Annotated in this window: 26 protein-coding genes; 15 read left to right on the plus strand and 11 right to left on the minus strand. The window is 68.4% G+C overall.

Features of this window, described 5'->3' with window-relative positions:
• Window positions 1-27: 27 nt before the first annotated feature.
• From SFC76_RS09230 to SFC76_RS09240, 3 genes are all read right to left on the minus strand, one after another.
• The gene (locus SFC76_RS09230; protein WP_322849185.1) at window positions 28-633 is read right to left on the minus strand and encodes a DedA family protein; all 606 of its coding nucleotides are present in this window, start codon (window positions 631-633) and stop codon (window positions 28-30) included.
• Window positions 630-1,022 carry a hypothetical protein gene (locus tag SFC76_RS09235; protein WP_322849186.1) on the minus strand — a complete coding sequence of 131 codons (393 nt, stop codon included), beginning with the start codon at window positions 1,020-1,022 and terminating at the stop codon, window positions 630-632. The genes SFC76_RS09230 and SFC76_RS09235 overlap by 4 nt, the downstream gene beginning before the upstream one ends.
• Window positions 1,023-1,176: 154 nt before the next feature.
• Window positions 1,177-1,740 (minus strand): TetR/AcrR family transcriptional regulator, encoded by a 564-nt coding sequence (locus SFC76_RS09240; protein ID WP_322849187.1) that lies wholly within the window; start codon window positions 1,738-1,740, stop codon window positions 1,177-1,179.
• A gap of 141 nt (window positions 1,741-1,881) precedes the next feature.
• On the opposite strand from SFC76_RS09240, the gene SFC76_RS09245 reads away from it, so the two are divergent.
• The gene (locus tag SFC76_RS09245) at window positions 1,882-2,727 is read left to right on the plus strand and encodes an oxygenase MpaB family protein (RefSeq protein ID WP_322849188.1); all 846 of its coding nucleotides are present in this window, start codon (window positions 1,882-1,884) and stop codon (window positions 2,725-2,727) included.
• Between the two features lie 96 nt (window positions 2,728-2,823).
• On the opposite strand, the gene SFC76_RS09250 is transcribed toward SFC76_RS09245, so the two are convergent.
• Window positions 2,824-3,843, minus strand: a complete 1,020-nt coding sequence (locus SFC76_RS09250) for an NAD(P)-dependent alcohol dehydrogenase (RefSeq protein ID WP_322849189.1) — start codon at window positions 3,841-3,843, stop codon at window positions 2,824-2,826.
• Between the two features lie 97 nt (window positions 3,844-3,940).
• Between SFC76_RS09250 and SFC76_RS09255 the strand changes: the two genes are divergently transcribed.
• The gene (locus SFC76_RS09255; protein WP_322849190.1) at window positions 3,941-4,870 is read left to right on the plus strand and encodes a LysR family transcriptional regulator; all 930 of its coding nucleotides are present in this window, start codon (window positions 3,941-3,943) and stop codon (window positions 4,868-4,870) included.
• 9 nt (window positions 4,871-4,879) lie between these two features.
• On the opposite strand, the gene SFC76_RS09260 is transcribed toward SFC76_RS09255, so the two are convergent.
• Together SFC76_RS09260 and SFC76_RS09265 are read right to left on the minus strand one after the other, a co-directional pair.
• Window positions 4,880-5,260 carry a nuclear transport factor 2 family protein gene (locus SFC76_RS09260; RefSeq protein ID WP_322849191.1) on the minus strand — a complete coding sequence of 127 codons (381 nt, stop codon included), beginning with the start codon at window positions 5,258-5,260 and terminating at the stop codon, window positions 4,880-4,882.
• 1 nt (window position 5,261) lies between these two features.
• On the minus strand, window positions 5,262-6,284 hold the full coding sequence (locus SFC76_RS09265) for a zinc-binding alcohol dehydrogenase family protein (RefSeq protein ID WP_322849192.1): 1,023 nt from the start codon (window positions 6,282-6,284) through the stop codon (window positions 5,262-5,264).
• 101 nt (window positions 6,285-6,385) lie between these two features.
• On the opposite strand from SFC76_RS09265, the gene SFC76_RS09270 reads away from it, so the two are divergent.
• Together SFC76_RS09270 and SFC76_RS09275 are read left to right on the plus strand one after the other, a co-directional pair.
• Window positions 6,386-6,739 (plus strand): winged helix-turn-helix transcriptional regulator, encoded by a 354-nt coding sequence (locus tag SFC76_RS09270; protein ID WP_322849193.1) that lies wholly within the window; start codon window positions 6,386-6,388, stop codon window positions 6,737-6,739.
• Window positions 6,736-6,960, plus strand: coding sequence for a hypothetical protein (locus tag SFC76_RS09275; protein ID WP_322849194.1), 225 nt, complete (start codon window positions 6,736-6,738; stop codon window positions 6,958-6,960). Before SFC76_RS09270 ends, SFC76_RS09275 begins: the two co-directional genes overlap by 4 nt.
• On the opposite strand, the gene SFC76_RS09280 is transcribed toward SFC76_RS09275, so the two are convergent.
• Both SFC76_RS09280 and SFC76_RS09285 read right to left on the minus strand, forming a co-directional pair.
• The gene (locus SFC76_RS09280; protein WP_322849195.1) at window positions 6,943-7,536 is read right to left on the minus strand and encodes a DUF1826 domain-containing protein; all 594 of its coding nucleotides are present in this window, start codon (window positions 7,534-7,536) and stop codon (window positions 6,943-6,945) included. The two genes, SFC76_RS09275 and SFC76_RS09280, sit on opposite strands and share 18 nt — an antisense overlap.
• Window positions 7,533-8,783, minus strand: coding sequence for a GTP-binding protein (locus SFC76_RS09285; RefSeq protein WP_322849196.1), 1,251 nt, complete (start codon window positions 8,781-8,783; stop codon window positions 7,533-7,535). Before SFC76_RS09285 ends, SFC76_RS09280 begins: the two co-directional genes overlap by 4 nt.
• 114 nt (window positions 8,784-8,897) lie before the next feature.
• Here SFC76_RS09285 and SFC76_RS09290 point away from each other — a divergent pair, with 114 nt between their 5' ends.
• Window positions 8,898-9,998 (plus strand): GTP-binding protein, encoded by a 1,101-nt coding sequence (locus SFC76_RS09290; protein WP_322849197.1) that lies wholly within the window; start codon window positions 8,898-8,900, stop codon window positions 9,996-9,998.
• Between the two features lie 98 nt (window positions 9,999-10,096).
• Here SFC76_RS09290 and SFC76_RS09295 read toward each other — a convergent pair whose 3' ends face one another.
• Both SFC76_RS09295 and SFC76_RS09300 read right to left on the minus strand, forming a co-directional pair.
• Window positions 10,097-12,112, minus strand: coding sequence for a TonB-dependent receptor (locus SFC76_RS09295; RefSeq protein WP_322849198.1), 2,016 nt, complete (start codon window positions 12,110-12,112; stop codon window positions 10,097-10,099).
• A gap of 72 nt (window positions 12,113-12,184) precedes the next feature.
• The gene (locus tag SFC76_RS09300) at window positions 12,185-12,505 is read right to left on the minus strand and encodes a hypothetical protein (protein WP_322849199.1); all 321 of its coding nucleotides are present in this window, start codon (window positions 12,503-12,505) and stop codon (window positions 12,185-12,187) included.
• Window positions 12,506-12,757: 252 nt separating this feature from the next.
• Between SFC76_RS09300 and SFC76_RS09305 the strand changes: the two genes are divergently transcribed.
• From SFC76_RS09305 to SFC76_RS09315, 3 genes are all read left to right on the plus strand, one after another.
• A complete protein-coding gene (locus tag SFC76_RS09305) occupies window positions 12,758-13,033 on the plus strand; it encodes a metal/formaldehyde-sensitive transcriptional repressor (protein WP_322849200.1) in 276 nt (91 codons plus the stop codon).
• Window positions 13,034-13,043: 10 nt separating this feature from the next.
• Window positions 13,044-13,979 carry a CDF family Co(II)/Ni(II) efflux transporter DmeF gene (dmeF, locus tag SFC76_RS09310; protein WP_322849201.1) on the plus strand — a complete coding sequence of 312 codons (936 nt, stop codon included), beginning with the start codon at window positions 13,044-13,046 and terminating at the stop codon, window positions 13,977-13,979.
• A 120-nt stretch (window positions 13,980-14,099) separates the two neighbouring features.
• Complete coding sequence (locus SFC76_RS09315) at window positions 14,100-14,330, plus strand: hypothetical protein (RefSeq protein WP_322849202.1); 231 nt, start codon at window positions 14,100-14,102, stop codon at window positions 14,328-14,330.
• Window positions 14,331-14,481: 151 nt separating this feature from the next.
• On the opposite strand, the gene SFC76_RS09320 is transcribed toward SFC76_RS09315, so the two are convergent.
• A complete protein-coding gene (locus tag SFC76_RS09320) occupies window positions 14,482-15,411 on the minus strand; it encodes a LysR family transcriptional regulator (protein WP_322849460.1) in 930 nt (309 codons plus the stop codon).
• A gap of 108 nt (window positions 15,412-15,519) precedes the next feature.
• On the opposite strand from SFC76_RS09320, the gene SFC76_RS09325 reads away from it, so the two are divergent.
• From SFC76_RS09325 to benD, 7 genes are read left to right on the plus strand one after another with little or no spacing between them, the layout of a single operon-like run.
• The gene (locus SFC76_RS09325) at window positions 15,520-16,677 is read left to right on the plus strand and encodes a muconate/chloromuconate family cycloisomerase (RefSeq protein WP_322849203.1); all 1,158 of its coding nucleotides are present in this window, start codon (window positions 15,520-15,522) and stop codon (window positions 16,675-16,677) included.
• A 3-nt stretch (window positions 16,678-16,680) separates the two neighbouring features.
• Window positions 16,681-16,971 carry a muconolactone Delta-isomerase gene (gene catC / locus SFC76_RS09330; RefSeq protein ID WP_322849204.1) on the plus strand — a complete coding sequence of 97 codons (291 nt, stop codon included), beginning with the start codon at window positions 16,681-16,683 and terminating at the stop codon, window positions 16,969-16,971.
• A 43-nt stretch (window positions 16,972-17,014) separates the two neighbouring features.
• Window positions 17,015-17,911 (plus strand): dioxygenase, encoded by an 897-nt coding sequence (locus tag SFC76_RS09335; RefSeq protein WP_322849205.1) that lies wholly within the window; start codon window positions 17,015-17,017, stop codon window positions 17,909-17,911.
• Window positions 17,912-17,930: 19 nt separating this feature from the next.
• On the plus strand, window positions 17,931-19,310 hold the full coding sequence (locus tag SFC76_RS09340) for a Rieske 2Fe-2S domain-containing protein (RefSeq protein WP_322849206.1): 1,380 nt from the start codon (window positions 17,931-17,933) through the stop codon (window positions 19,308-19,310).
• Entirely contained in the window at window positions 19,307-19,795 is a 489-nt protein-coding gene (benB, locus tag SFC76_RS09345) for a benzoate 1,2-dioxygenase small subunit (protein ID WP_322849207.1), read from the plus strand. Before SFC76_RS09340 ends, benB begins: the two co-directional genes overlap by 4 nt.
• Window positions 19,796-19,819: 24 nt before the next feature.
• A complete protein-coding gene (benC, locus tag SFC76_RS09350; RefSeq protein ID WP_322849208.1) occupies window positions 19,820-20,860 on the plus strand; it encodes a benzoate 1,2-dioxygenase electron transfer component BenC in 1,041 nt (346 codons plus the stop codon).
• Window positions 20,857-21,633, plus strand: a complete 777-nt coding sequence (gene benD, locus SFC76_RS09355; RefSeq protein WP_322849209.1) for a benzoate diol dehydrogenase BenD — start codon at window positions 20,857-20,859, stop codon at window positions 21,631-21,633. The genes benC and benD overlap by 4 nt, the downstream gene beginning before the upstream one ends.
• Window positions 21,634-21,640: the final 7 nt, after the last annotated feature.

Raw genomic sequence — 21,640 nt, forward strand, 5'->3', positions numbered from 1 at the left:
GCCGATCACGACGGCGACGCCTCGTTCTCAAACCGCGTCGTCTGGGCTGCTGGCCGGCCGGCCGAACAATTTCCAGCCGAGCAGGCCGGCGACCAGCAAGCCGACGATCACCCAGGTCAGATTGCCGAGCAGGCTCGCGATCGTCTGAACCTGGTCGCTGAAGGCGCGGCCCAGCGAGACGTAGATCACAAGCCACAGGACCTCACCCGCGACGTCGAGCACGATGAACCGGATCCAGGGGTATTCGGTCAGTCCGCTGGTGACGTTGATCCACGGTCCCAATGGCCCGATCAGCCACCGGCTGAAGAAGATGCCCCAACCCGCCCATTTGCGCGAATAGGCTTCGGCCTGCTCGACCTTGTCTGCCCCGCCGATCCGCTTCGTGACCGCCGCGAGCAACGGTCGGCCGCCATATCGCCCGAAGGCATAGCCGATCTGGTCGCCGACGACCGCGCCGGCGGCGCCCGCGACGATCACCGGCCAGAATGCCAACTCCCCCTGCGCGACGAACGACCCCATCGCGACCAACGTCAGCGAACTGGGGAACGGCATGCCGGCCGCGGCGAGGATCATCACCCCGAACAATGCCGGCAGACCGTAGGTCGTCAGCAGTTCAAGCAACTGCTCGGTCATCGCGCGGGCGACGGCGTCGATGAAGCGGACGGCATGGAGGGTCGCGGCGGCGGTCCGGGTGGCGGGTAGGGCGGCCGCGCGTGGACGATCGCATACGTCAGTTTCGCCTCGATCTGGTCCATCGAACGCCCGCTGTCGCGCGCGATCCGGCCGAGCGGACGATGGTCCGGCATCGGCGGCAGGTTTAACGCCTGGTGCAGGACGTGCGGTGGCACATGATAGGAATGCGCGACATAGCCTATCGTCATCCACCGCTCGATCGGCTCGTCGCGGTGCGCATTCCAGTAGATTGCGTCGCTGATCGTCCGAACCGCGTGATAGCCGGTGAAGGCGACGACCGCGACGAACAGGGCGATCAGGGCTTTTCGCCAAGGTCGATTGCGGGTCATTCGCGTGCGATACGCGCGGCGCGTGCGGCGATCAACGTCGGCGGCGTCACCTTCCAGACGCGCCGGCTCAACGTCGGGAACCGGGGCCGCTTGATGGGGTGACGCCGAGCATCCCGAATGCGCTTGCGCGTGATCGTTAAGTCTTCGCGCGGCATCACGGTTTCGTCATCAGCGGGTGGAGGATCGCTGTGTTCAACAGCTCGGCGATGTCGGCCGCGTCGTGCTCCGGATCCTCGTTCAGCCACCAGTCGAGCAGTTCGACGGTCGACGCCACCGCGATCCGTATCGCCAGCCGGCGCGGCAGCCAGGTCGCTCCCGTATCCGGCAAGGCGGCGAACCGATCGACGATCTGCCGCCGCAATTCGCGTCGGAGCACGTCGCCGATACCGATCAGCATGGCGATCTGCGCCCGCCGCGCATCGACGGCATCGATGAAGCTGCGGGCAGCGCCGGGGCCATCCTGCCGCAGCAGGGCGGGCAGGAGCGCCTGCGCGAAATCGTCGGTCAGCGCGCGGACGGCATCGACCAGCAACGCGCGGACATCCGGATAATGGCGGAAGAAGGTGGAATAGCCGATCCCCGCGCGATCGGCGACCATCGCCCCGGTGATCCGATCGAACGGCTCCTCCGCCAGCAGCGCGAACAGCGCCCGGTGCATTGCGACGCGTGACCGCATCTGGCGCGCATCGCGGCGCTTCGGGGCTATTGCCTCGTCCATCACTTACCTTATTTATGACCAGTCGATAGTCATATCTGGAGATCGAACCATGTCTGCCGGTTCGTTGCGTGTCGTTATCGAGCCTTGGTCCGATCGCTGCAAGCGGCGCGGTTCGCCGCATGCCGGCAAGGCGGCGCGGCGATGAGCATGATGCAGGATATGCTGAAGCCTCCCGCCGGGCTGGGCTTCGATTTCACCACGCCGCCGGGAGAGCCGGCGCTGGTGCGGGCCGACGGCGTGACATGGCGGGTGTTCGCCAATCCGGTGACGATGTTCATCGGCGGGGTGGCGGCGGTGCTGCTCGAGATGGCGGAACCCTCGGTACGGTCGGGGGTATGGGAGCACAGCAGCTTCCGCACTGATCCGGGCACGCGGCTGCGCCGCACCGGCTTCATCGCGATGATCACCGTTTATGGTGCGCGGTCCCGCGCGGCGGAAGTCATCGCCCATGTCGTCGGGATCCACGACCGGGTGCGCGGCACCACACCCGACGGAACCCCCTATCGCGCCAACGACCCGCGCCTGCTCGACTGGGTCCAGGCGACCGCGACCTTCGGCTTCACCCAGGCCTATCACCGCTTCGCCCGCCCCCTGACCCCGGTCGAGCAGGACGCCGCCTTCGCCGAGGGACAGGTCGCCGCGCGGCTCTATGGCGCGACCGGCGCGCCGCGGTCGCGGGCCGAATGGGACCGTTTGCTCGCGGAGACCGCGCCGCGGCTCGAACCCTCGGAGATCCTCGGAGAGTTCCTCGCGATCATGAACGGTGCGCCGATCCTGCCGCGCTGGGCGCGTGGCATGCAACGGCTGCTGGTTCGCGCCGCGGTGGATATGGTGCCCGAGCCGGTCCGCTCGCTGCCGCAGCTGCGCGGCGAGGGGCTGCGCTTCGGGGAATCCCTCGTGGTGACGGCGCTTGCGCGCGCGGCGATGCTGGCCGTGCGCCCGGACTCTCCCGTCGCGCAATCCCGGCGCCGCGTCGGCGGGGGATGACCTCTCACGGCGGCCCGACCGATGGTTCGGCGGCGATCGCCGGCTATGGTGCGGTCATCGCCAGCTTGTTGCTTGCCGCGCCGGCGCTGGCGGCGCTCACTCCAGCGTGACGACGATCTTGCCGAACGGCCCGCGATCGAGATGGTCGAGCGCCGCGGGGAGGGCGTCGAAGGCGTAACGCTGGGCGATCACCGGTGCGATGCGGTCGACGTCGACCGCGCGGACCAGATCTTCCAACGCGCGGCGATGCCCGACGCGGATGCCCTGCACCACCGCCTGTTTGAGCATCAGGTGGTGCGCCGCGGCGGACAGGTCGTAGCCGTCGATCACGCCGATCAGCGACACCCGCCCGTGCATCGCGACCGCCTCCAGCGACCGGCCGAGATGCGCGCCGCCGACGATTTCGAGAATATGATCGATACCGCGATCCGCGGTGAGGCGGTGGACCGTCTCGACCCAGCCATCGCGATCGATCGCGTGATCGGCGCCCAGCGCGATCGCCCGCTCGCGTTTCGCCGGGCCGGCCGAGGTGACGAAGACCTCGGCGCCATGCGCCTTGGCGATCTGCAGACCGAATAGCGCGACGCCGCCCGTTCCTTGTACCAGCACGCTGGTGCCCGCGCGCACTTTGCCCAGTTCGGCCAGCGCGGTCCAGGCGGTGAGGCCGGCGCAGGGCAGGGTGCTCGCCGCGGCGAGGTCCAGCGTGTGCGGTGCCGCGGTCAGCCAGTCCTCGGGAAATGCGACATATTCGGCGAGCACGCCCTGATGAAGGCCGCCCAGCGCGCTATAGGGAGGCGCCGATGCGTCGCCCGGATGAGGGCCATCGATCCAGCCGGGAAAGAAGGTCGAGATCACGCGATCGCCGACGGCGAACCGTCCTGCACCGTCACCTGCCGCGACCACGGTGCCGGCGAGATCGGAGCCAGGCACGAACGGGAACGGGAGCGACATCCCGCCCATGCCATCCTGGATCACCAGTTTGTCGCGATAGTTGAGCGAGACCGCGGCGACCTTCACGAGCAATTCGCCGGCGCGCGGCTCGGGCACCGGCGCATCGTCCAGCCGGAGCGTGTCGCGGCCGAAACCGGCGATCGTCCAGCGCTTCATCCTTGCCATCGTCGTTCCTTTCCAATGGTGATGTCCGACGAATACCGTTGATCGAGGCGCAGCGGTGGCGATAGATCGGACCCCGATGGGTGCGCGGGAGGCGACAATGAACCGCGGCGATATGTTTGCCGATCTGCCGGTCTTCGTCGCGGCGGTGGAGGCGGGCGGCTTTGCGGCGGCGGCGGCGAAGCTCAACCTGACGCGGTCGGCGGTGGGGCGTACGGTCGCGCGCCTCGAACGGCGGCTTGGCGTGCGGCTGTTCCACCGGACCACGCGCACGCTCGTGCTGACCGACGACGGCCAGGCCTTCTTCGAACATTGCCGCCGCGCGCTCGACGAGGTCCATGCCGCGACGGCGCAACTGGAGTCGGGGCGGCGCGAGGTCGTGGGGCATCTGCGCGTTTCGGTGCCGGTGCTGTTCGGGCGGATGCGCGTCGCGCCGATCCTGATCGGATTGCTCGATACGCACCCGAAGCTGGCGATCGACCTCAATTTCAACGATCGGCTGGTCGACGTGGTGGAGGACGGCTTCGATCTGGTCGTGCGTAACGGGCCGTTGCAGGACTGGCCGGGGCTCGCCGCGCGGCGGGTCGCGCGCCAGCGGATGGGGATATGCGCGTCGCCGGCCTATCTCGCCGCGGCGGGGATGCCGGCGACGCTCGCCGACCTGCCGCACCATCGCGCCGTGCTGTACGGGCGGCCCGGGCGGGTGCGATCGTGGCTGTTTCCGCGCGCCGGCGCTGCACCGGAAGAGATCGTGCCGCCGAGCCGGATGCGGTTCGACGATCTCGGCACGATCCGCGACGCGGCGGTGGCGGGGCACGGCCTCGCCTGGCTGCCCTGCTGGCTGATCCGCGACGACGTCGCTGCCGGGCGGCTGGCGATGGTGCTGCCGCACCTGCCGGCGCATGTCTTCGAGAGCCATGTGCTGTGGCCACAGACGCCGCATCTGCCGCTGCGGGTCCGGATCGCGATCGACGCGCTGGCCGCCGGCCTGCCGGAGACGGCGTCGATCGCGACGGAGGGCGCGGACTGACGCGCGGGTCTAGCCGCTTGTGGCCCCGATCGCGGCCCCGATCGCGACTGTGTCCGCAATCTGGCGGAACGCCACGATCGAGCCCTCTTCCACCGTCCAGATGTGTGCGAAGTCGGCCTCCGCCGCGACCCCCGTCAGGCCGCGGACCCGGTAGCGCCCCGTGGCGACGATCGTCCCGCCAGCGACATGGAAGCTCTCGGGCATCGTTTCATAGGCGGCGAAGCGGGCCAGTACCGCAGGGAAGAAGCGGTCGAGGACCGCGTCCCGGCCACGATAGTTGCCCCCCGCCGGAAAGCTGTCCAGCACCCGCCAGTCGATCTCCGGCGCGAGCAACGCGGGATCGCCGCTGCGATACCAGGCCCGCACGACGTCCAGCGCCGACGCGGCCATGTCAGCCGCCGAAGCCTTCGAGGACGATCTTGCCGCGCGTGGCATCGCTCTCGATCAGCGCATGCGCCCGCTTGAGCGTGGCGGCATCGATCGGGCCAAGCGTCTGCGTGCGCGTCGTGCGGATCGCGCCGGCATCGACCAGCCGTGCCACCTCTGCAAGCAACGCACCCTGCGCCGCGATATCGGCGGTCGCGAACAGCGAGCGGGTGAACATGAATTCCCAATGGACCGACACGCTCTTGCGCTTGAACGGAGTGATGTCGAGCATTGCCGGATCGTCGATCAGCGCGAGGCGACCCTGTGGCGCGATCAGTTCGGCGAGCGCGGGCAGGTGCGCGTCCGTGTGCGTCGTCGAAAACACGAACGCGGGCGGCGCATCAAGGGCCAGCGCGGCGATTTCCGCGTCGAGCGGCTTGCGGTGATCGACGACATGATGCGCGCCGAGCGACCGGCACCAGTCGGCGGTTTCGGGGCGCGAGGCGGTGGCGATGACGGTGAGGCCGGTCGCGGCGCGCGCGATCTGGATCGCGATCGAGCCGACCCCGCCCGCGCCGCCGACGATCAGCAACGCCGGCGCCGCGCCCGCGACGGGGGTCCGCACCGCCAGCCGCTCGAACAGCGCCTCCCATGCGGTGATCGCGGTCAGCGGCAAGGCTGCGGCATCGGCGAACTCGAGCGTGGTGGGCTTGCGCGCGACGATCCGTGCGTCGACCAGATGATATTCGGCGTTGGTCCCCGGCCGATCGAGGGCGCCGGCATAATAGACCGCGTCGCCGACCGTGAAGCCTTCGACCGCATCGCCGACCGCGGCGACCACGCCGGCAGCGTCCCAGCCGAGCTGTTTCCATTCGCCGTCGTCCGGCGCGACGCCCTGGCGGATCTTGGTGTCGACCGGGTTGACCGACACCGCCTTCACCGCGACGAGCAGGTCATGGCCGCGCGCGACCGGCATCGGCGGTTCGATGTCGACAAGCGCGTCGTCGCGTTCGATGCTGCCCGCTATGCGATATCCGACGGCCTTCATGATCGATCTCCTGTGCCTGCGATCGACCGCGAGATCGGCCATTGTGCACCGGCCCGCAAGAACGCACATAAACCGCCTATAGTGTCGGAAAGGATACCGTCATGAGCCGTGTCCGTCATACCAGCCTCGACTGCGGGCCGGGCTGTCCGGTCGAGGGGACGTTGCAGGTGATCGGCGGCAAGTGGAAGGGCGTGATCCTCTACCATCTGCTCGACGGACCGGTACGGTTCAACCAGCTGCGGCGGCTGTTGCAAACCTGCACGCAGCGGATGCTGACCAACCAGCTCCGCGAACTGGAGGCTGATGGCCTGGTCGACCGCCACATCTATGCGCAGGTGCCGCCCAAGGTCGAATACAGCCTGACGCCGCGGGGCCGGACGCTCGAACCCGTAATCTTGGCGCTGAAAGCGTGGGGCGACGCATATGCCGTCGCAGCCGCTTCAACGGCGGCTTGATCGGCGCAGGGCGCGAAAACGCGCTTGGTCTTGAGGCGCACGAAGGGGCAGCGTGGGCAATGGAAAGCGACGCGGCACAGCACGGGGTCACCCACGTCACCATCGGTCAGGCGACCGCGGTGGCGCTGCATGAGCTTTTCATCTCCCGTACGTTCGTCTGCTTGGTGAAGGCGGGAGAGAAGACTATCGCGCCGAAGTCCTGTTCAGCCGCCTACGGGTGACGCGTCACGCGGCGGGTCGATGACTAGCATCAGCCGGCGGCCGCCCGCCGCCATGATCGGCGGCGAGCGGTGGAGCAGCGTCGGCGGATCGAGCAGCAGCCGTCCCTTGAACAGCGCGACTGCGCCGGTCGGCACCTGTTCGATCGCGCCGGGCGTCGCGACGCGATGCCATTGCGTGCCGGGGCCGACATAGGTGCACAGCAGCCGAAGCGTGACGTAATCGGCGTGGAAGCGGCGGCAGGCATCGGTTTCGACCACTTCGAGCCTTAGCGCCGGCCGGTCGCGGCCGGTCAGCGCGGCATGGCGATCGAGCAACCCGGCGATGTCGGCCCCGAGCGGCGCGACGATTGCTTCGGGATGGCCGGCCGCGCGCAAGCTATCGTCGAGCGGCGCGTCGATCGCGTCCAATGCGATATCGTCGATGCTGTCGAGATCGAGCCGCGCCAGCGCCGCGCGCAAGTGGGACGGGAGCGAGCGCTGCCAGATCGCCAGCGCGGTGGCAGGATGCGCGATGGCCGCGAGACCGTCCGCCGTCGTGCCGACCGCCACGTCGCGATCGGTCGCGGCGAGGCTCATTCCGCGGCTTCGAGCTGCCGCTCGCCCCAGGTGGGGAAGGGATCGCGCAAGGTCCGCCACAGGTCGGGCGTGAAGGCGCGCGTCGCGACGAGGCTGGCGTCGAGCGCGCGGCGGATCTTCGCCTCGTCCATCCCGATGCCGATGAACACCAGTTCCTGCCGCCGGTCGCCCCAGACCGGGTCCCAATGTTTTGCGACGAACTCCTCGAACCGGCCGTGGTCGGGCCATTGATGCTTGGGGATCGACGCCCACCAGCGGCCCATGCGCGAGGTCATCGTCTGGCTGCCCGCCACCGCCAGCTCGCCGACCCAGTCGGGGCGCGTCGCCAACCAGAAATGGCCCTTGGCGCGCACGACATGGTCGAGCCCGCCGCCCGTCAGGAAGGCATGGAATTTCGCCGGATCGAACGGCGCGCGGGCGCGATAGACGAAGCTTTCGATGCCATATTCCTCGGTCTCGGGCCGGTGGTGCGCATAGCCGTACAGCTCCTTCGCCCAGAGCGGATGGCGTGCCGCTTTCTCCTCGTCGAACAGCCCGGTGGCGAGCACCAGATCGAGATCGACGTGGCCATGGTCGCACGGCACGATCACCGCATCGGCGTTGAGGCTGGCGACCAGCTTCCTGACCGTCGCGAGCTGCTCGGGCGACACCGACGACGCCTTGTTGACGACGACGACATCGGCGAACTCGATCTGCTCGACCAGCAGACCGACGAGGCTGCGCGTATCGTCCTCGCCCAGGCTCTCGCCGCGATCGGCGAGGAAATCGCGGCTCGAATAATCGGCGAGCAGGTTGAGCGCATCGACCACCGTCACCATCGTGTCGAGCCGCGCGACGTCGCCGAGCGAGACGCCGTGCTCGTCGCGGAACGAGAAGGTGGTGGCGACGGGCAGGGGTTCGGAAATGCCGGTGCTCTCGATCACCAGATAGTCGAACCGACCGGCCTCGGCGAGCGCGCGCACCTCGGCAAGCAGATCGTCGCGCAAGGTGCAGCAGATGCAGCCGTTGGTCATCTCGACCAAGGCTTCTTCCGAGCGCGACAGCGCCGCCTCGCCGCCGCGGACGAGATCGGCGTCGATATTCACCTCGGACATGTCGTTGACGATCACCGCGACGCGGCGGCCCTCGCGATTGGCGAGGATATGGTTGAGCAGGGTCGTCTTGCCCGCACCGAGAAAGCCGGAGAGCACCGTCACCGGCAGGCGGCGATCGGGAACGAAGCGGGGGGAACCGGAGGATATTGCCATGATCGTCATCCCATGCGACATGATACAACATAACATATGCGGAGCCCTCGTCCTATGTCCAGTCCCCATCGATCACTGCGCAGACAGGCGGGGCAGACAGGCGGGGGGATCGGCATGAACGCGGCGCGCACGCTGGCCGACCGCATCCCGGTATCGGTGCTGACCGGCTTTCTCGGCAGCGGCAAGACGACGCTGCTCAATCGGCTGGTGCGGTCACCGGGGATGGCGCGGGCGCTGGTCGTCATCAACGAATTCGGGGCGGTCGGGCTGGATCACGAGCTGATCGCGCGATCCAGCGAGGATCTGGTGGTCGAGTTGATGGGCGGTTGCCTGTGCTGCACGATCCGCGGCGATCTGGCGCGGACGTTGCGCGATGCGCCCTGGCGGTTCGCGCGCGACGGACGATGCTGGTTCGACCGCGTGGTGATCGAGACGACCGGGCTCGCCGACCCCGCGCCGATCCTGCACACGCTGGTCGCCGATGCGGGGCTCGAACCGCTGTACCGGCTCGACGCGGTGATCGCCACGGTCGATGCCGCGGCGGGGATGGCGACGCTGGACACGCATGGCGAGGCGGTCAAACAGGTGGCGGTCGCCGACCGGTTGCTGCTCACCAAGACCGATCTCGTCGACGATGCCGGACAGGCGGCGCTGCGCGCGCGGCTCGCCACGCTCAACCCCGCTGCGCCGGTGATCGGGGTGCGCGACGGGATGGTCGATCCCGCGTCGCTCTTCGACGTCGGATTATGGGACCCGGCGAGCAAGAGCGCCGACGTACGCCGCTGGCTCGCCGACGAAGCCTATGCGGACGATCATCATCACGGCCACGATCATCACGACGTGAACCGGCACGGCGACGGTATCCGCGCCACCTGCCTGACGTTCGACCAGCCGCTGGACCCGCTCGCCTTCGATCGCTGGCTCGGCTTGCTCACCATGTTCCGCGGTGCCGACCTGTTGCGCGTCAAGGGCATCGTCCATCTCGCCGGCCATGACGCGCCGGTCGTCGTCCATGGCGTGCAGCATATCTTCCACCCGCCGGTCGAGCTCGACCACTGGCCCTCCGCCGACCGGCGGACGCGAATGGTGTTCATCACCCGCAACATCGATCCCGAGGAACTGCGCGGGACGCTCGCGCTGATGTCGCTCGGTCTCGACGAGGCGGGGCTTCGCGATCTGGTCGATCGCGTCGATGCCAGCGGCGGGGCGGCCTGACGAAGCGATCGCAACCGGGCGAGCGCGCAGCCGCTGAGCGGCGATGAACCGGCGGCCCCGCGCGCACCGCCATCGCGCGCGGGGGGCCGTAAGACCGTCTAACTGGCGATCTTGAGCGTCACCATCAACCTGCGCCCCGGCATCACGACGCTGTCCTTGTTGAGCGCGGTGGCGAGCCGCTGGACGTCGTTGGTGAGGTTCTGGCCGACCAGCGCGAGTTCGACGTGAGGATAGGCGGTGAACGGCCGGACGGCGAGCTGCCCGTCGAGCGACACATAGCTCGGCGTCGGCGTGTCGAACGCCCCGGCCTTGTCCTGGCGCCCGGCGTAGATCAGGTTGAACCCGGCATCGAGCCGATCGCCCCGCCAGTTGAGCCCCCCGCCGACCCGATAGGGCGGGATACGCGGCACGTTGCTGCCGTCGTCGAGCGTCGCGCGGGTATAATCAGCGAGCAGGTTGAACCGGTAGACGCCGCTGGCAGTGTGCACCAGATCGTAGCTCGCCTCGCCCTCGACGCCGCGGAAATGCGCGTCCTGCTGGCGATAGTTCAGCTCACGCAGATCGCCGTCGCCATCGACCGCGCAGGTGCCGTCGTCGTCGCAGACGCGGCCGGTGAGGTCGCCGTAGATATAGTTGCGGAACCAGCTGCTGTAGACGCTGCCGTCGAAGCGGAACCCGCCCGACCGGACGCGCAACGTCCCTTCGAGCGAATTGGCGCGTTCGATGCGCAACCGGGGGTCGCCCGTCTCGAACGTATTGGGGCCGTCGTGCCCGCCGCGGGCGAACAGCTCGGTCAGCGCCGGCGCACGGCCGGTGCTGGAGAAGGTCGCACCCAGCTTGATCGCCGGCGTCACCGTATAGAGCGCGCCGAGCGCGGCGCTGATCGGCGTGAAATCGGGCGTGGCATAGACGTCGGACCGCGGCGTTCCGGCGAGCCGGACGTGCTCGACCCGGCCGCTTGCCTCGAGGTGCAGGCGATCGGCGATGCGCGTGTCGGTGAACAGATAGCCCGCGATGCTCTCCATCGTCGCGGGGAACAGATAGCTGCTGTCCTCGCCCACCGCGGAGAAGGCGCGATGCTGATATTCGACGCCGAGCGCCGAATTGTCGATGAAGCCGATCCGGTCGAGCAGCAGCTCGGCGCGGCCGTTATATTCCTTGTTGTGGAAGGTCGTGTCGATCGTGCCGTCGGGCTCCTTCTCGTCATGCGTGTAATCGGCGTAGCTGCCGTCGAGATCGAGCCGCTGCAACAGCCCCGACCCCAGCGCGAAGGACGAGCGCGTCATCACCTTGGTCTGGCGCATGTCGATATGGGTGGTGTCGCTGGGGATGCCGTATTGCGCGGCATAATGCGAGACGGCCGCGCCGATCCGGCTGCCCGCATCGCCGCCGAAGAAATACGAGCCGCCGAGTGCGCCGCCATTGCCCTTGAAGAAGGAATTCTGCTGGGTGCCGAGCGGCGTGTCGTAATTGCCGGTGTGACGGCCGAAGCCGTCGGCGTGGAGCGCGAGATTGCCGAGCGTCGCATCGACCAGCGCCGCGCCTTGGTAGAGATCGGAGACGGTGCCGTACGTGCCCTCCACTTCGCCCGACAGCGGCGTCTTCGACAATGCGGTGGGGATGCGGTTGTTGAGCACGTTGACGACGCCGCCGATCGCCTGGCTGCCGTAGCGCAGCGTGCCGGCGCCGCGGACCACCTCGATGCTGCGCGCGGCGAGCGGATCGATCGGGATGCCGTGGTCGGGACCGATGTCGGAGACGTCGGAGGCGCTGGTGCCGTCTTCGAGGATGCGGACGCGGGTGGCGTCCATGCCGCGGACGATCGGCCGGCTCGCGCCGCTGGCGAAGCCGGTCGCGGCGATGCCGGGGATGCGGGCGAGCGCATCAGCGATGCTCGCCCCGCCCTGATGCAGGATGTCGGCGGCGTCGACCTTGGCGGAGATCGCCGGCGTGTCGTCGCGGTCGTGTTGGATGGGGGAGGCGGTGACGATGATGTCGCGCCCGGTATCGGTCTGTGCGGCTGGGGCGGGCGTCGTGGGCGTGTCCGTAGCGGCGCACGCGCAGGCGGGAACGAGCGCGGCGACGGCCGCACCGGCAAGCAGGATGAAACGCATGTTGGACTCCGGAAATGTCGCGTAAGACGCGGACCGCCGCGATGCCGGGCACCACGGGCGGTTTTCGCGCCGTCAGGGGGCGGTGACGGTTCCCGGGGGCGCGCGACTGCGCCAGATATGGCCGCGCGACGTGTGCGCAGGATAGGTGCCGGCGATCGCGACCGCCGCGGCGACGTCGCCCGGCGGGCGGATGGGATCGACCGGTTCCGTCGGCAGCAACGGTTCGATCGACGCCGCGGCGGCGCAAAGCGGGCAGTCCTCGTCGAGATCGGCGATGACGGATGGCCCGGCCGGTGCGCCGGGCACAGCAGCCCGCGCCAGCGGATGCTGGTGCGCCTGGAGCACCGTCCCGTCGAAGACGAACGACCACAAGATCAGCAGCGCGAGCAGCATGCCGGGTCGGGACCGATGGGGATATGCGCGGCTGGACACGGCCCTATTCGGCACGTGCAAACCTTTCTACAAGCTGAACGTGATACAATATGTCATAACCGGTTGACATGATGCTCTTTCATATTCTCCCGTCCTGCCCGGTCGGGCTGGAGTGACGTCGCCGCGACGGCGACGGCGGGCCGCGGCTCCCGTCCTGAGCTGGCGACGGGGTGAACTTGCAACGACAGTCAACCTAGGTTAGGGGGGTAGGGTATGAGCCACACTGCCAAAGCCGCCCCGGACCTGATCGTTCGGGTCCGCAAGATCGCCGGGCAAGTCGCCGCGATCGAGCGCGAACTCGTCGGCGATGCCGATTGCGACACCGTCCTGCACCGCGTCGCGGCGGTGCGCGGCGCGGTCAACGGGCTGATGGACGAGATCATCGCCGATCATCTCGCCACGCACGTCGCGCGGCCCGGCCTGTCCGATGCCGACCGTGCCCGCGGCGCGGACGAACTGCTCGCCGTCATCCGCCGCTACGGCAAATAGGGGTATCGCCATGGCCTTCGCATCTGCGCTTCCGTCGCACGACCATCTGTTCCTCGGGACGGCGCATGACGCGCATGCGCGGCGAACGCGCTGGGTGGTCGCGCTGACCGCGGTGATGATGGTGGGGGAGGTCGGCGCGGGCTATGCGACCGGATCGATGGCGCTGCTCGCCGACGGCTTCCATATGGCGACGCATGCCGGTGCGCTCGCGGTGGCCGCCGCCGCTTATGGCTATGCGCGGCGGCATGCGCATGATCCCGCCTATAGTTTCGGCACGGGCAAGGTCGGCGATCTCGCCGGCTTCGCCTCGGCGATGGTGCTCGGACTGATCGCGGCCGCCATCGGCATCGGATCCGCGCTCCGATTGTTCGAGCCGGTCACCGTCGCCTTCGGCGAAGCGGCGGCGATCGCGACGCTCGGGCTGGTGGTGAACATCGTCAGCGTCCTGCTGCTCCGCGGCGGGCATCACCACGACCATGGGGGGCACGGGCATCATCATGACGATCACGCGCAACCGCATCCCCACGCGCATGGCGGGGACAACAACCTGCGCTCCGCCTATGTCCATGTCCTCGCCGATGCGCTGACCTCGGTGCTGGCGATCGCGGCATTGCTGGCGGGGCGCTATCTCGGCTGGGGCTGGATGGACCCGGCGATGGGGATCGTCGGCGCGCTGGTGATCGCGCGCTGGTCGTGGACGCTGCTGCGCGACACCGCGGCGGTGTTGCTCGACCGCAGCGCGGCACCGGTCGCGGGCACGGTGCGCGCGCTGGTCGAGGCGCCCGGCGACGCGCGGATCGCCGACCTCCACGTCTGGCGGGTCGGCCCCGATGCGCATGCGGCGATCGTCAGCGTCGTCGCGGTGCCGGGCGTGACCTGCGAGACGATCCGCCATCGCCTCGCGCCGGTCGGGGCGGTGGCGCATCTGACGGTCGAATGCCGCTGACCGGGCGATAGCGGCGCCGCGCGTGGCGGCGAGGAAGGCCTTGCGCGGCACCACGTTCGGTCTTCCACCCGCGCCGGCACCGCGGCATGATGCATCGCAACGAGACTCAGGACCTGGCCGATGTCGCGATCCCTGTTGCTGTACCTCGTCGCGTCGTTCGCCGTCGCGATCGTGTCGAGCCTGTCGTTTTATGGCGGGTCGGGCTGGTATGTCGGCCTGCTGCCTTGGCTGGCGACGTCGCTGCTGGCGTGGCTGCTCTATGGCGAGCAGCGCGGGCACCCGATGGTGTTGCTGGTGCCGGCGTCGGGACTGATCGTCATGCTCTGGCTGCAGACGCTGGCGCGGCAATAGCGGCGGGCGTTCCGATCATCGCAGCCGCGGCTGCATCCGGTAATCAGGGCGGCAACGATCCGGATGCGGGGGGAGGAGGGTTCGCGCGGAGGCGCGCGTTCGATCTCCCTCGACCATCATCGCTTCCACCGGACGTGCACGCCGATCCGCTTTAGCGGAACGGTTCGGCGAGCAGCGCTTCGGGAACGGGATAGCCCCAGTCGGCATATTTGCGCGCGGTGAGGCGCAGGAAGGCGACGATCTCGGGCGAAAAGTCGCCGACGCGGTGGCTCATGATGATCGGCGAGGTCGCCGGCTCGGCGAGGTCGAGGTAGCGGACGTCGTCGGTGTGCGCGCGCCGGACCGACTCGGGGATCACCGCGACGCCCTCCTCGGCGGCGACGAGGCCGATCGCGATCTGCAATTCGCGCACTTCCAGCACCGCGTCCGGCGTGAGGCCGGCGTCGTGGAACAGCGACAGCACCTGATCGGCATAGCTCGGCCGCGGCGCGCTGGGGTAGAGGATCAGCTTCTCGCGTGCGAGCGCGGCGAGCGAGACCGGCGCGCCATCACGGCCGAGCGCGCTCGCCAGCGGCACCGCGGCGACCAGCGGTTCGCGGCGCAGCACGGTGCGGCGTACCGCCGGATCGTCGAAGCGGATGCGGCCGAAGCCGATGTCGATCCGCCCCTCCTTGAGCGCGGCGATCTGGTCGAGCGTCGTGCTTTCCACCAGCGTCAGCTCGACATCGGGCATCTCGGCGCGAAATTCGCGGATCAGGCCGGGCAGCCGGGCATAGATGGTCGAGGCGACGAAGCCGATCGTGAAGCGCCGCGTCTCGGTGGCGATCGCGGCAGTCATCATCGCGCGCATGTCGTCGACGCGGCGCAGGATCTGCAGCGCCTGATCGTGGAAGATCTGCCCCATCGGGGTCAGCGCCAGCGGCCGCGCGCTGCGGTCGATCAAGGCGGCGCCGATATCCGCCTCAAGCTGCTGGATCGAGCGGCTGAGCGGCGGTTGCGCCATGTGCAGCCGCTCCGCCGCACGGTTGAAATTGCGCTCGGCGGCGACCGCGACGAAATAGCGGAGCTGACGCAGGTCCATCATTCATACCTCCGGAGTATCGCGCTTAGACCATAACGGTCTTTGCTAGACCAGCCTCCAAATCCTAGGTTCCTTGCAGAGAACACGGGATTGAGGATGCCGCAGGCCATGGTTGCGATCAGCGAGATCGATACCTTCATCGTCGATATCCCGACGATCCGCCCGCACGTGCTGGCGATGGCGACGATGCATCATCAGTCGATCGTCCTCGTGCGGCTGCGCGACGCCGACGGCGTCGAGGGGGTGGGCGAGGGCACGACGATCGGCGGCCTCAGCTATGGCGCGGAAAGCCCCGAGGGGATCAGGCTGGCGATCGACACCTATATCGCGCCGGTCCTCAAGACCTGCGACGCGCGCCGCGTCGGTGCCGCGATGGCGAGGATCGCGAAACACGTGTCCGGCAACCATATCGCCAAATGCGCGGTCGAGACGGCGCTGCTCGACATGGCGGGCAAGCGGCTCGGCGTGCCGGTGTCGGAGCTGATCGGCGGCGGCCGCGTCCGCGAGCGTTTGCCGGTCGCCTGGACGCTGGCGAGCGGCGATACCGCGCGCGATATCGAGGAGGCCGAACGCGTCCTCGCCGAGCGCCGCCACAACATCTTCAAGCTCAAGATCGGCAAGCGCGACGTGCGCGCCGACGTTGCGCACGTCGCCGCGATCAAGCGCGCGCTCGGCGACCGCGGCAGCGTGCGCGTCGACGTCAACCAGAATTGGGACGAGGCGCAGGCCGATCTCGGCATGCGGCTGCTCGAGGATGCGGGCTGCGATCTGGTCGAGCAGCCGGTGGCGCGCCACGATCATGCCGCGATGGCGCGGCTGTCGGCCAAGCACGTCATCCCGCTGATGGCCGACGAGGCGCTGCACGGCCCCGCCGATGCCTTCGCGATCGCGGCGCGCGGTGCGGCGCGGGTGTTCGCAGTGAAGATCGCGCAATCGGGCGGGCTGCTGCCGGCGCATGCCGTCGCGACGATCGCGCAGGCGGCGGGCGTCGGCCTGTATGGCGGGACGATGCTGGAGGGCGGGGTCGGCACGGTCGCCTCGGCGCATCTGTGCGCGACCTTGCCGTCGCTGGCCTGGGGGACCGAATTGTTCGGGCCGCTGCTGCTGACGCAGGACATCCTCGCCGAGCCCTTGCGCTACGTCGACTTCCACCTCGCGGTGCCGACCGGCCCCGGACTCGGCATCGCGCTCGACGAGGATCGCATCGCCTTCCACCGGCGCGACCGCACCGCGCCGCTCCTCCACGTCGTCGCGGAAAGGGCCTGAGCCATGCTGTTCCAGGTCGAGATGGACGTGAACATCCCATCCGGCTTCGATGCCGACGAGGCGGCGCGGCTGAAGGCTGCGGAGAAGGCGCGCTTCCAGGAGCTGCAACGCGCCGGCATCTGGCGGCATATCTGGCGGGTCGTCGGGCAATACGCCAATGTCAGCATCTTCGATGTCGGCACGAATGCGGAGCTGCACGACATCCTGACGAGCCTGCCGCTCTACCCCTTCATGACGATGCGCGTGACGGCTTTGTGCCGGCACCCCTCGTCGCTGCACGACGACGACCGCTGACCAGACGACCGCCGCAGGCGGCGCCCAATCCAGGAGAGACGTGATGGACACAGGCTTCGTACAGACCCCCGCCGTTCAGGACCTGCTCGACCGCGCCGCCGGCGTGGGCAGCGCGGGCGGCAATCCGCGGCTGAAGGTCATCCTGCGCGATCTGATCGAGCAGATCATGACGCTCATCGTCCGTCACGACATCAGCGAGAACGAGGTGTGGGACGCGGTCAATTTCCTGCAATCGGGTGCGGGCGAGTTCGGCCTGCTGATGCCGGGCAGCGGGATCGAGCATTTCCTCGACCTCTATATGGACGCCAAGGACGTCGAGGCGGGCAAGACCGGCGGCACGCCGCGCACGATCGAAGGGCCGCTCTATGTCGCTGGCGCGCCGCTGGTCGACAATGACGCGAACCTCACCACCGATCCCGACGAGACCAGCACGCTCTATATGAGCGGACGCATCACCGGGCCGGACGGCGAGCCGGTGCCGGGCGCGATCCTGCATGTCTGGCACGCCAATTCGAAGGGCTTCTATTCGCATTTCGACCCGACGCACGAACAGACGCCGTTCAACAACCGCCGCCGCATCCGGGTCGGCGACGACGGCCGCTATGCGTTCCATTCCAAGATGCCCAACGGCTATAGCGTGCCGCCCGGCGGCGCTTCGGATACGCTGATGAAGGCGCTGGGTCGCCACGGCAACCGCCCCGCGCACGTCCATTTCTTCATCGAGGCGCCGGGCTATCGCGTCCTGACGACGCAAATCAATTTCGGCGACGATCCCTTCGCCGCGGACGATTTCGCCTTCGGCACGCGCGAGGGCCTGCTGCCGGTGCCGAACCGGCAGGGCGACAGCGCGACGATCGTCTTCGATTTCCACCTCCAGCGCGCCGAGGATGCCGAGGAAGAGCATTTCTCGCACCGCGCCCGCCTCGCCGTCGCCGCCTGATCCGCGCGCAAGGAGACGCATGATGACCGACCTTCGCACCCGTCTGCAAACCGCCGTCGTCGACGATCCCGCCACCGGCACCTTCCGCTGCCGGCGAGACGTGTTCACCGACCCGGAGCTGTTCGACCTGGAGATGAAGCACATCTTCGAGGCGAACTGGGTCTATCTGGCGCACGAAAGCCAGATCCCGGACGCCAACGATTATTTCACCACCGTCATCGGCCGCCAGCCGATCATCATCACCCGCGACAAGACCGGGCAACTCAACCCGGTCATCAACGCCTGCGCGCATCGCGGCGCGATGCTGTGCCGCAGGAAGCATGGCAACAAGGGCAGCTTCACCTGCCAGTTCCATGGCTGGACGTTCGCGAACACCGGCAAATTGCTCAAGGTGAAGGACGGCAGGAATGCCGATTATCCCGAGGCGTTCAACACCGGCGGCTCGCACGATCTCACGAAGGTCGCGCGGTTCGAAAGCTATCGCGGCTTTCTGTTCGGCAGCCTCAACCCCGACGTGCCGACGCTGGAAGACTGGCTCGGTTCGACCCGCGTCATCATCGACCAGATGGTCGACCAGGCGCCGGAGGGACTGGAGGTGCTGCGCGGCAATTCCTCCTATGTCTATGACGGCAACTGGAAGCTGCAGATGGAGAATGGCGCCGACGGCTATCATGTCAGCGCGGTCCACTGGAATTATGCGGCGACCACCGGCCGGCGGCAGGCGGATGCGACCAAGGCGGTCGATCCCGACGGCTGGTCGAAGAGCGTCGGTGGCGTCTACGGCTTCGATCACGGCCATATCCTGCTGTGGACGCGGTTGCTCAATCCCGAGGTGCGGCCGGTCTACGCGCATCGCGCCGAGCTGGAGCAGCGGCTGGGCGCCGAGCGCGCCGCGCCGATCCTGATGCAGACGCGCAATCTGTGCCTCTATCCCAACGTCTATCTGATGGACCAGTTCTCGACCCAGATCCGCGTGGTCCGGCCGATCGCGGTCGACCGGACCGAGGTCACCATCTATTGCTTCGCGCCGAAGGGCGAGAGCGACGCCGAACGCGCGCTGCGCATCCGCCAATATGAGGATTTCTTCAACGTCAGCGGCATGGGCACGCCCGACGATCTGGAGGAATTCCGTTCGTGCCAGGCGGCCTATGCGGGCGCCGGCGAATTGTGGAACGACCTCAGCCGCGGCGCGACGCACTGGATCGCCGGGCCGGACGACAATGCCAAGGCGATGGGGCTCGAACCGATCCTGAGCGGCGGCCGCAGCGAGGACGAGGGGCTGTTCGTCCGCCAGCACGAATATTGGGCACGCACGCTGATCGCCGCGCTCGACTGCGATGGCGGCGGCGACGACGGCAATGCGGTCCGCCCGGACGATCGCCTGCGGGTGGCGGCATGACGATCGGCTATGACGCGGTGGTCGCCTTCCTCTACCGCGAGGCGCGGCTGCTCGACGATCGTCTATGGGACGAATGGCTGACCTGCTACGCGCCCGAGGTCGTCTTCTGGATGCCGGCGTGGGACGATGACGACCAGCTCGTCGACGACCCGCAGCGCGAGATCTCGCTGATCTATTATCCCAATCGCGAGGGGCTGGAGGATCGCGTCTTCCGCATCAAGACCGAGCGGTCGGGTGCGAGCATGCCCGAACCGCGCACCAATCACGCGGTCACCAATGTCGAGATCGTCGGCGAGCATGACGGCAGGCTGGAGGTGCGGTTCAACTGGCACACGCTCAGCCACCGCTACAAGGAGACGCTGAGCTTCTTCGGCACGTCCTTCTACACGATCGACGTCGGCGGCGAGCAGCCGCGCATCACCAGCAAGAAAGTCGTCCTGAAGAACGACTATATCCGGCAGGTCATCGACGTCTATCACGTCTGATCGCCGGGCCCCGAGAGGATGATCATGGCCTATCGCATAGCTCTCAACTTCGAGGATGGCGCGACGCGCTTCATCGACTGCAACGCCGGCGAGACGGTGCTCGACGCCGCCTTCCGCCAGAAGGTCAATTTGCCGATGGACTGTTCGGACGGGGTGTGCGGGACGTGCAAATGCCGCTGCGAGGCGGGCGCCTATGATCTGGGCGACGACTATATCGACGAGGCGCTGACCGCGGACGAGGCGGGGGAGGGACTGGTGCTGACCTGCCAGATGCAGGTGTCGTCCGACTGCGTGATCGCGGTGCCGGTGCCGGCCTCGGCCTGCAAGGTGCGGCCCGCCGAGTATGGCGGCACGGTGACGCACGTCGATTTGGTGTCCGACGGGACGATCATCCTCAATCTGCGCCCGGACGATCCCGCCGCGCTCGCCTTCCTGCCGGGGCAATATGTCAATCTGACCGTGCCGGGCACCGGCGAGACGCGCTCCTATTCGTTCAGTTCGAAGCCCGGTGCCGACGAAGCCAGCTTCCTGATCCGCAACGTTCCCGGCGGGCGGATGAGCGAATGGCTGACGACGCGGGCCGAACCGGGCGCGCGGATGACGTTCGTCGGGCCGCAGGGCAGCTTCTTCCTGCGCGACGTCGATCGCCCGACGGTGCTGCTGGCGGGCGGTACGGGCCTCGCGCCGATCCTGTCGATGCTGGAGGTGCTGGCGGACGAGGCGGACGAGGTCGACCAGCCGATCCACCTGATCTACGGCGTCTCCCGGGACGGCGATATCGTCGAGACCGACCGGATCGCGGCGCTGGCGGCGCGACTGCCGACGATGAGCTGGGAGGTGTGCGTCTCCGACCCGCAGAGCGCGCAGCCGCTCAAGGGCCATGTCACCGACTTTCTGACCGACGAGCATCTCAACGCCGGCGAGTGCGACATCTATCTGTGCGGCCCGCCGCCGATGGTCGAGGCGGTGCGCGTCTTCCTGCGCGAACGCGGCGTCGATCCCCGGCATTTCCATTACGAGAAATTCGCCCCGACCGAGACGGCGATCACCGCGGTGGCGGCATGATCTTCGCCGGTCGTTTCGCGGGCAAGGTCATGGTGGTGACCGGTGCCGCACAGGGCATCGGCCGCGGCGTCGCGCTGCGCGCCGCGGCGGAGGGCGCGGCGGTGCTGCTGGTCGACCGTGCGGCGTTCGTCGACGATGTCGCACGCGAGGCGGGCGGGGCGGCGCGCGCCTTCACCTGCGATCTCGAAACACACGCGGGGGCGGTCGCGGCGATCGGCGAGGCCGAGGCGCTGTTCGGGCGCGTCGACATCCTCGTCAACAATGTCGGCGGCGCGATCCGCATGCGCCCCTTCGCCGAATTCGAGCCCGACCAGATCGAGGCGGAAATTCGCCGCTCGCTGATGCCGACCTTATGGGGCTGTCATGCGGTGCTGCCGGTGATGCTGCGGCACGGCGGGGGCACGATCGTCAACGTCTCGTCCAACGCGACGCGCGGCATCCGGCGCGTCCCCTATTCGGCGGCCAAGGGCGGGATCAACGCGCTGACGCAGAGCCTCGCGATGGAATATGGCGAGGCGGGCATCCGCGTCGTGGCGACCGCGCCGGGCGGCACGCAGGCGCCGCCGCGGATCGTGCCGCGCAATCCGGCGGGCGACGATGCGCGCGAACGGGCCTGGATGGCGGACGCGGTCGAGCAGGCGACGACCTCCACCTTCTTCAAACGATATGCGACGCTCGACGAACAGATCGCGCCGATCCTGTTCCTCGCGTCCGACGAGGCATCCTATATTACCGGCTCGGTCCTCCCCGTCGCCGGCGGTGATCTGGGCTGAGGAGCCG

Origin of the sequence: Sphingomonas sp. CD22 (assembly GCF_034556155.1) — a bacterium.
GTDB lineage: Bacteria > Pseudomonadota > Alphaproteobacteria > Sphingomonadales > Sphingomonadaceae > Sphingomonas.

Bases quoted from the DNA above. Each gene is read 5' to 3' on its own strand.
- SFC76_RS09230 (WP_322849185.1), bottom strand. From the start codon at position 633: ATGACCGAGCAGTTGCTTGAACTGCTGACGACCTACGGTCTGCCGGCA.
- SFC76_RS09235 (WP_322849186.1), bottom strand. From the start codon at position 1,022: ATGACCCGCAATCGACCTTGGCGAAAAGCCCTGATCGCCCTGTTCGTC.
- SFC76_RS09240 (WP_322849187.1), bottom strand. From the start codon at position 1,740: ATGGACGAGGCAATAGCCCCGAAGCGCCGCGATGCGCGCCAGATGCGG.
- SFC76_RS09245 (WP_322849188.1), top strand. From the start codon at position 1,882: ATGAGCATGATGCAGGATATGCTGAAGCCTCCCGCCGGGCTGGGCTTC.
- SFC76_RS09250 (WP_322849189.1), bottom strand. From the start codon at position 3,843: ATGGCAAGGATGAAGCGCTGGACGATCGCCGGTTTCGGCCGCGACACG.
- SFC76_RS09255 (WP_322849190.1), top strand. From the start codon at position 3,941: ATGAACCGCGGCGATATGTTTGCCGATCTGCCGGTCTTCGTCGCGGCG.
- SFC76_RS09260 (WP_322849191.1), bottom strand. From the start codon at position 5,260: ATGGCCGCGTCGGCGCTGGACGTCGTGCGGGCCTGGTATCGCAGCGGC.
- SFC76_RS09265 (WP_322849192.1), bottom strand. From the start codon at position 6,284: ATGAAGGCCGTCGGATATCGCATAGCGGGCAGCATCGAACGCGACGAC.
- SFC76_RS09270 (WP_322849193.1), top strand. From the start codon at position 6,386: ATGAGCCGTGTCCGTCATACCAGCCTCGACTGCGGGCCGGGCTGTCCG.
- SFC76_RS09280 (WP_322849195.1), bottom strand. From the start codon at position 7,536: ATGAGCCTCGCCGCGACCGATCGCGACGTGGCGGTCGGCACGACGGCG.
- SFC76_RS09285 (WP_322849196.1), bottom strand. From the start codon at position 8,783: ATGGCAATATCCTCCGGTTCCCCCCGCTTCGTTCCCGATCGCCGCCTG.
- SFC76_RS09290 (WP_322849197.1), top strand. From the start codon at position 8,898: ATGAACGCGGCGCGCACGCTGGCCGACCGCATCCCGGTATCGGTGCTG.
- SFC76_RS09295 (WP_322849198.1), bottom strand. From the start codon at position 12,112: ATGCGTTTCATCCTGCTTGCCGGTGCGGCCGTCGCCGCGCTCGTTCCC.
- SFC76_RS09300 (WP_322849199.1), bottom strand. From the start codon at position 12,505: ATGCTGCTCGCGCTGCTGATCTTGTGGTCGTTCGTCTTCGACGGGACG.
- SFC76_RS09305 (WP_322849200.1), top strand. From the start codon at position 12,758: ATGAGCCACACTGCCAAAGCCGCCCCGGACCTGATCGTTCGGGTCCGC.
- dmeF (WP_322849201.1), top strand. From the start codon at position 13,044: ATGGCCTTCGCATCTGCGCTTCCGTCGCACGACCATCTGTTCCTCGGG.
- SFC76_RS09315 (WP_322849202.1), top strand. From the start codon at position 14,100: ATGTCGCGATCCCTGTTGCTGTACCTCGTCGCGTCGTTCGCCGTCGCG.
- SFC76_RS09320 (WP_322849460.1), bottom strand. From the start codon at position 15,411: ATGGACCTGCGTCAGCTCCGCTATTTCGTCGCGGTCGCCGCCGAGCGC.
- SFC76_RS09325 (WP_322849203.1), top strand. From the start codon at position 15,520: ATGGTTGCGATCAGCGAGATCGATACCTTCATCGTCGATATCCCGACG.
- catC (WP_322849204.1), top strand. From the start codon at position 16,681: ATGCTGTTCCAGGTCGAGATGGACGTGAACATCCCATCCGGCTTCGAT.
- SFC76_RS09335 (WP_322849205.1), top strand. From the start codon at position 17,015: ATGGACACAGGCTTCGTACAGACCCCCGCCGTTCAGGACCTGCTCGAC.
- SFC76_RS09340 (WP_322849206.1), top strand. From the start codon at position 17,931: ATGATGACCGACCTTCGCACCCGTCTGCAAACCGCCGTCGTCGACGAT.
- benB (WP_322849207.1), top strand. From the start codon at position 19,307: ATGACGATCGGCTATGACGCGGTGGTCGCCTTCCTCTACCGCGAGGCG.
- benC (WP_322849208.1), top strand. From the start codon at position 19,820: ATGGCCTATCGCATAGCTCTCAACTTCGAGGATGGCGCGACGCGCTTC.
- benD (WP_322849209.1), top strand. From the start codon at position 20,857: ATGATCTTCGCCGGTCGTTTCGCGGGCAAGGTCATGGTGGTGACCGGT.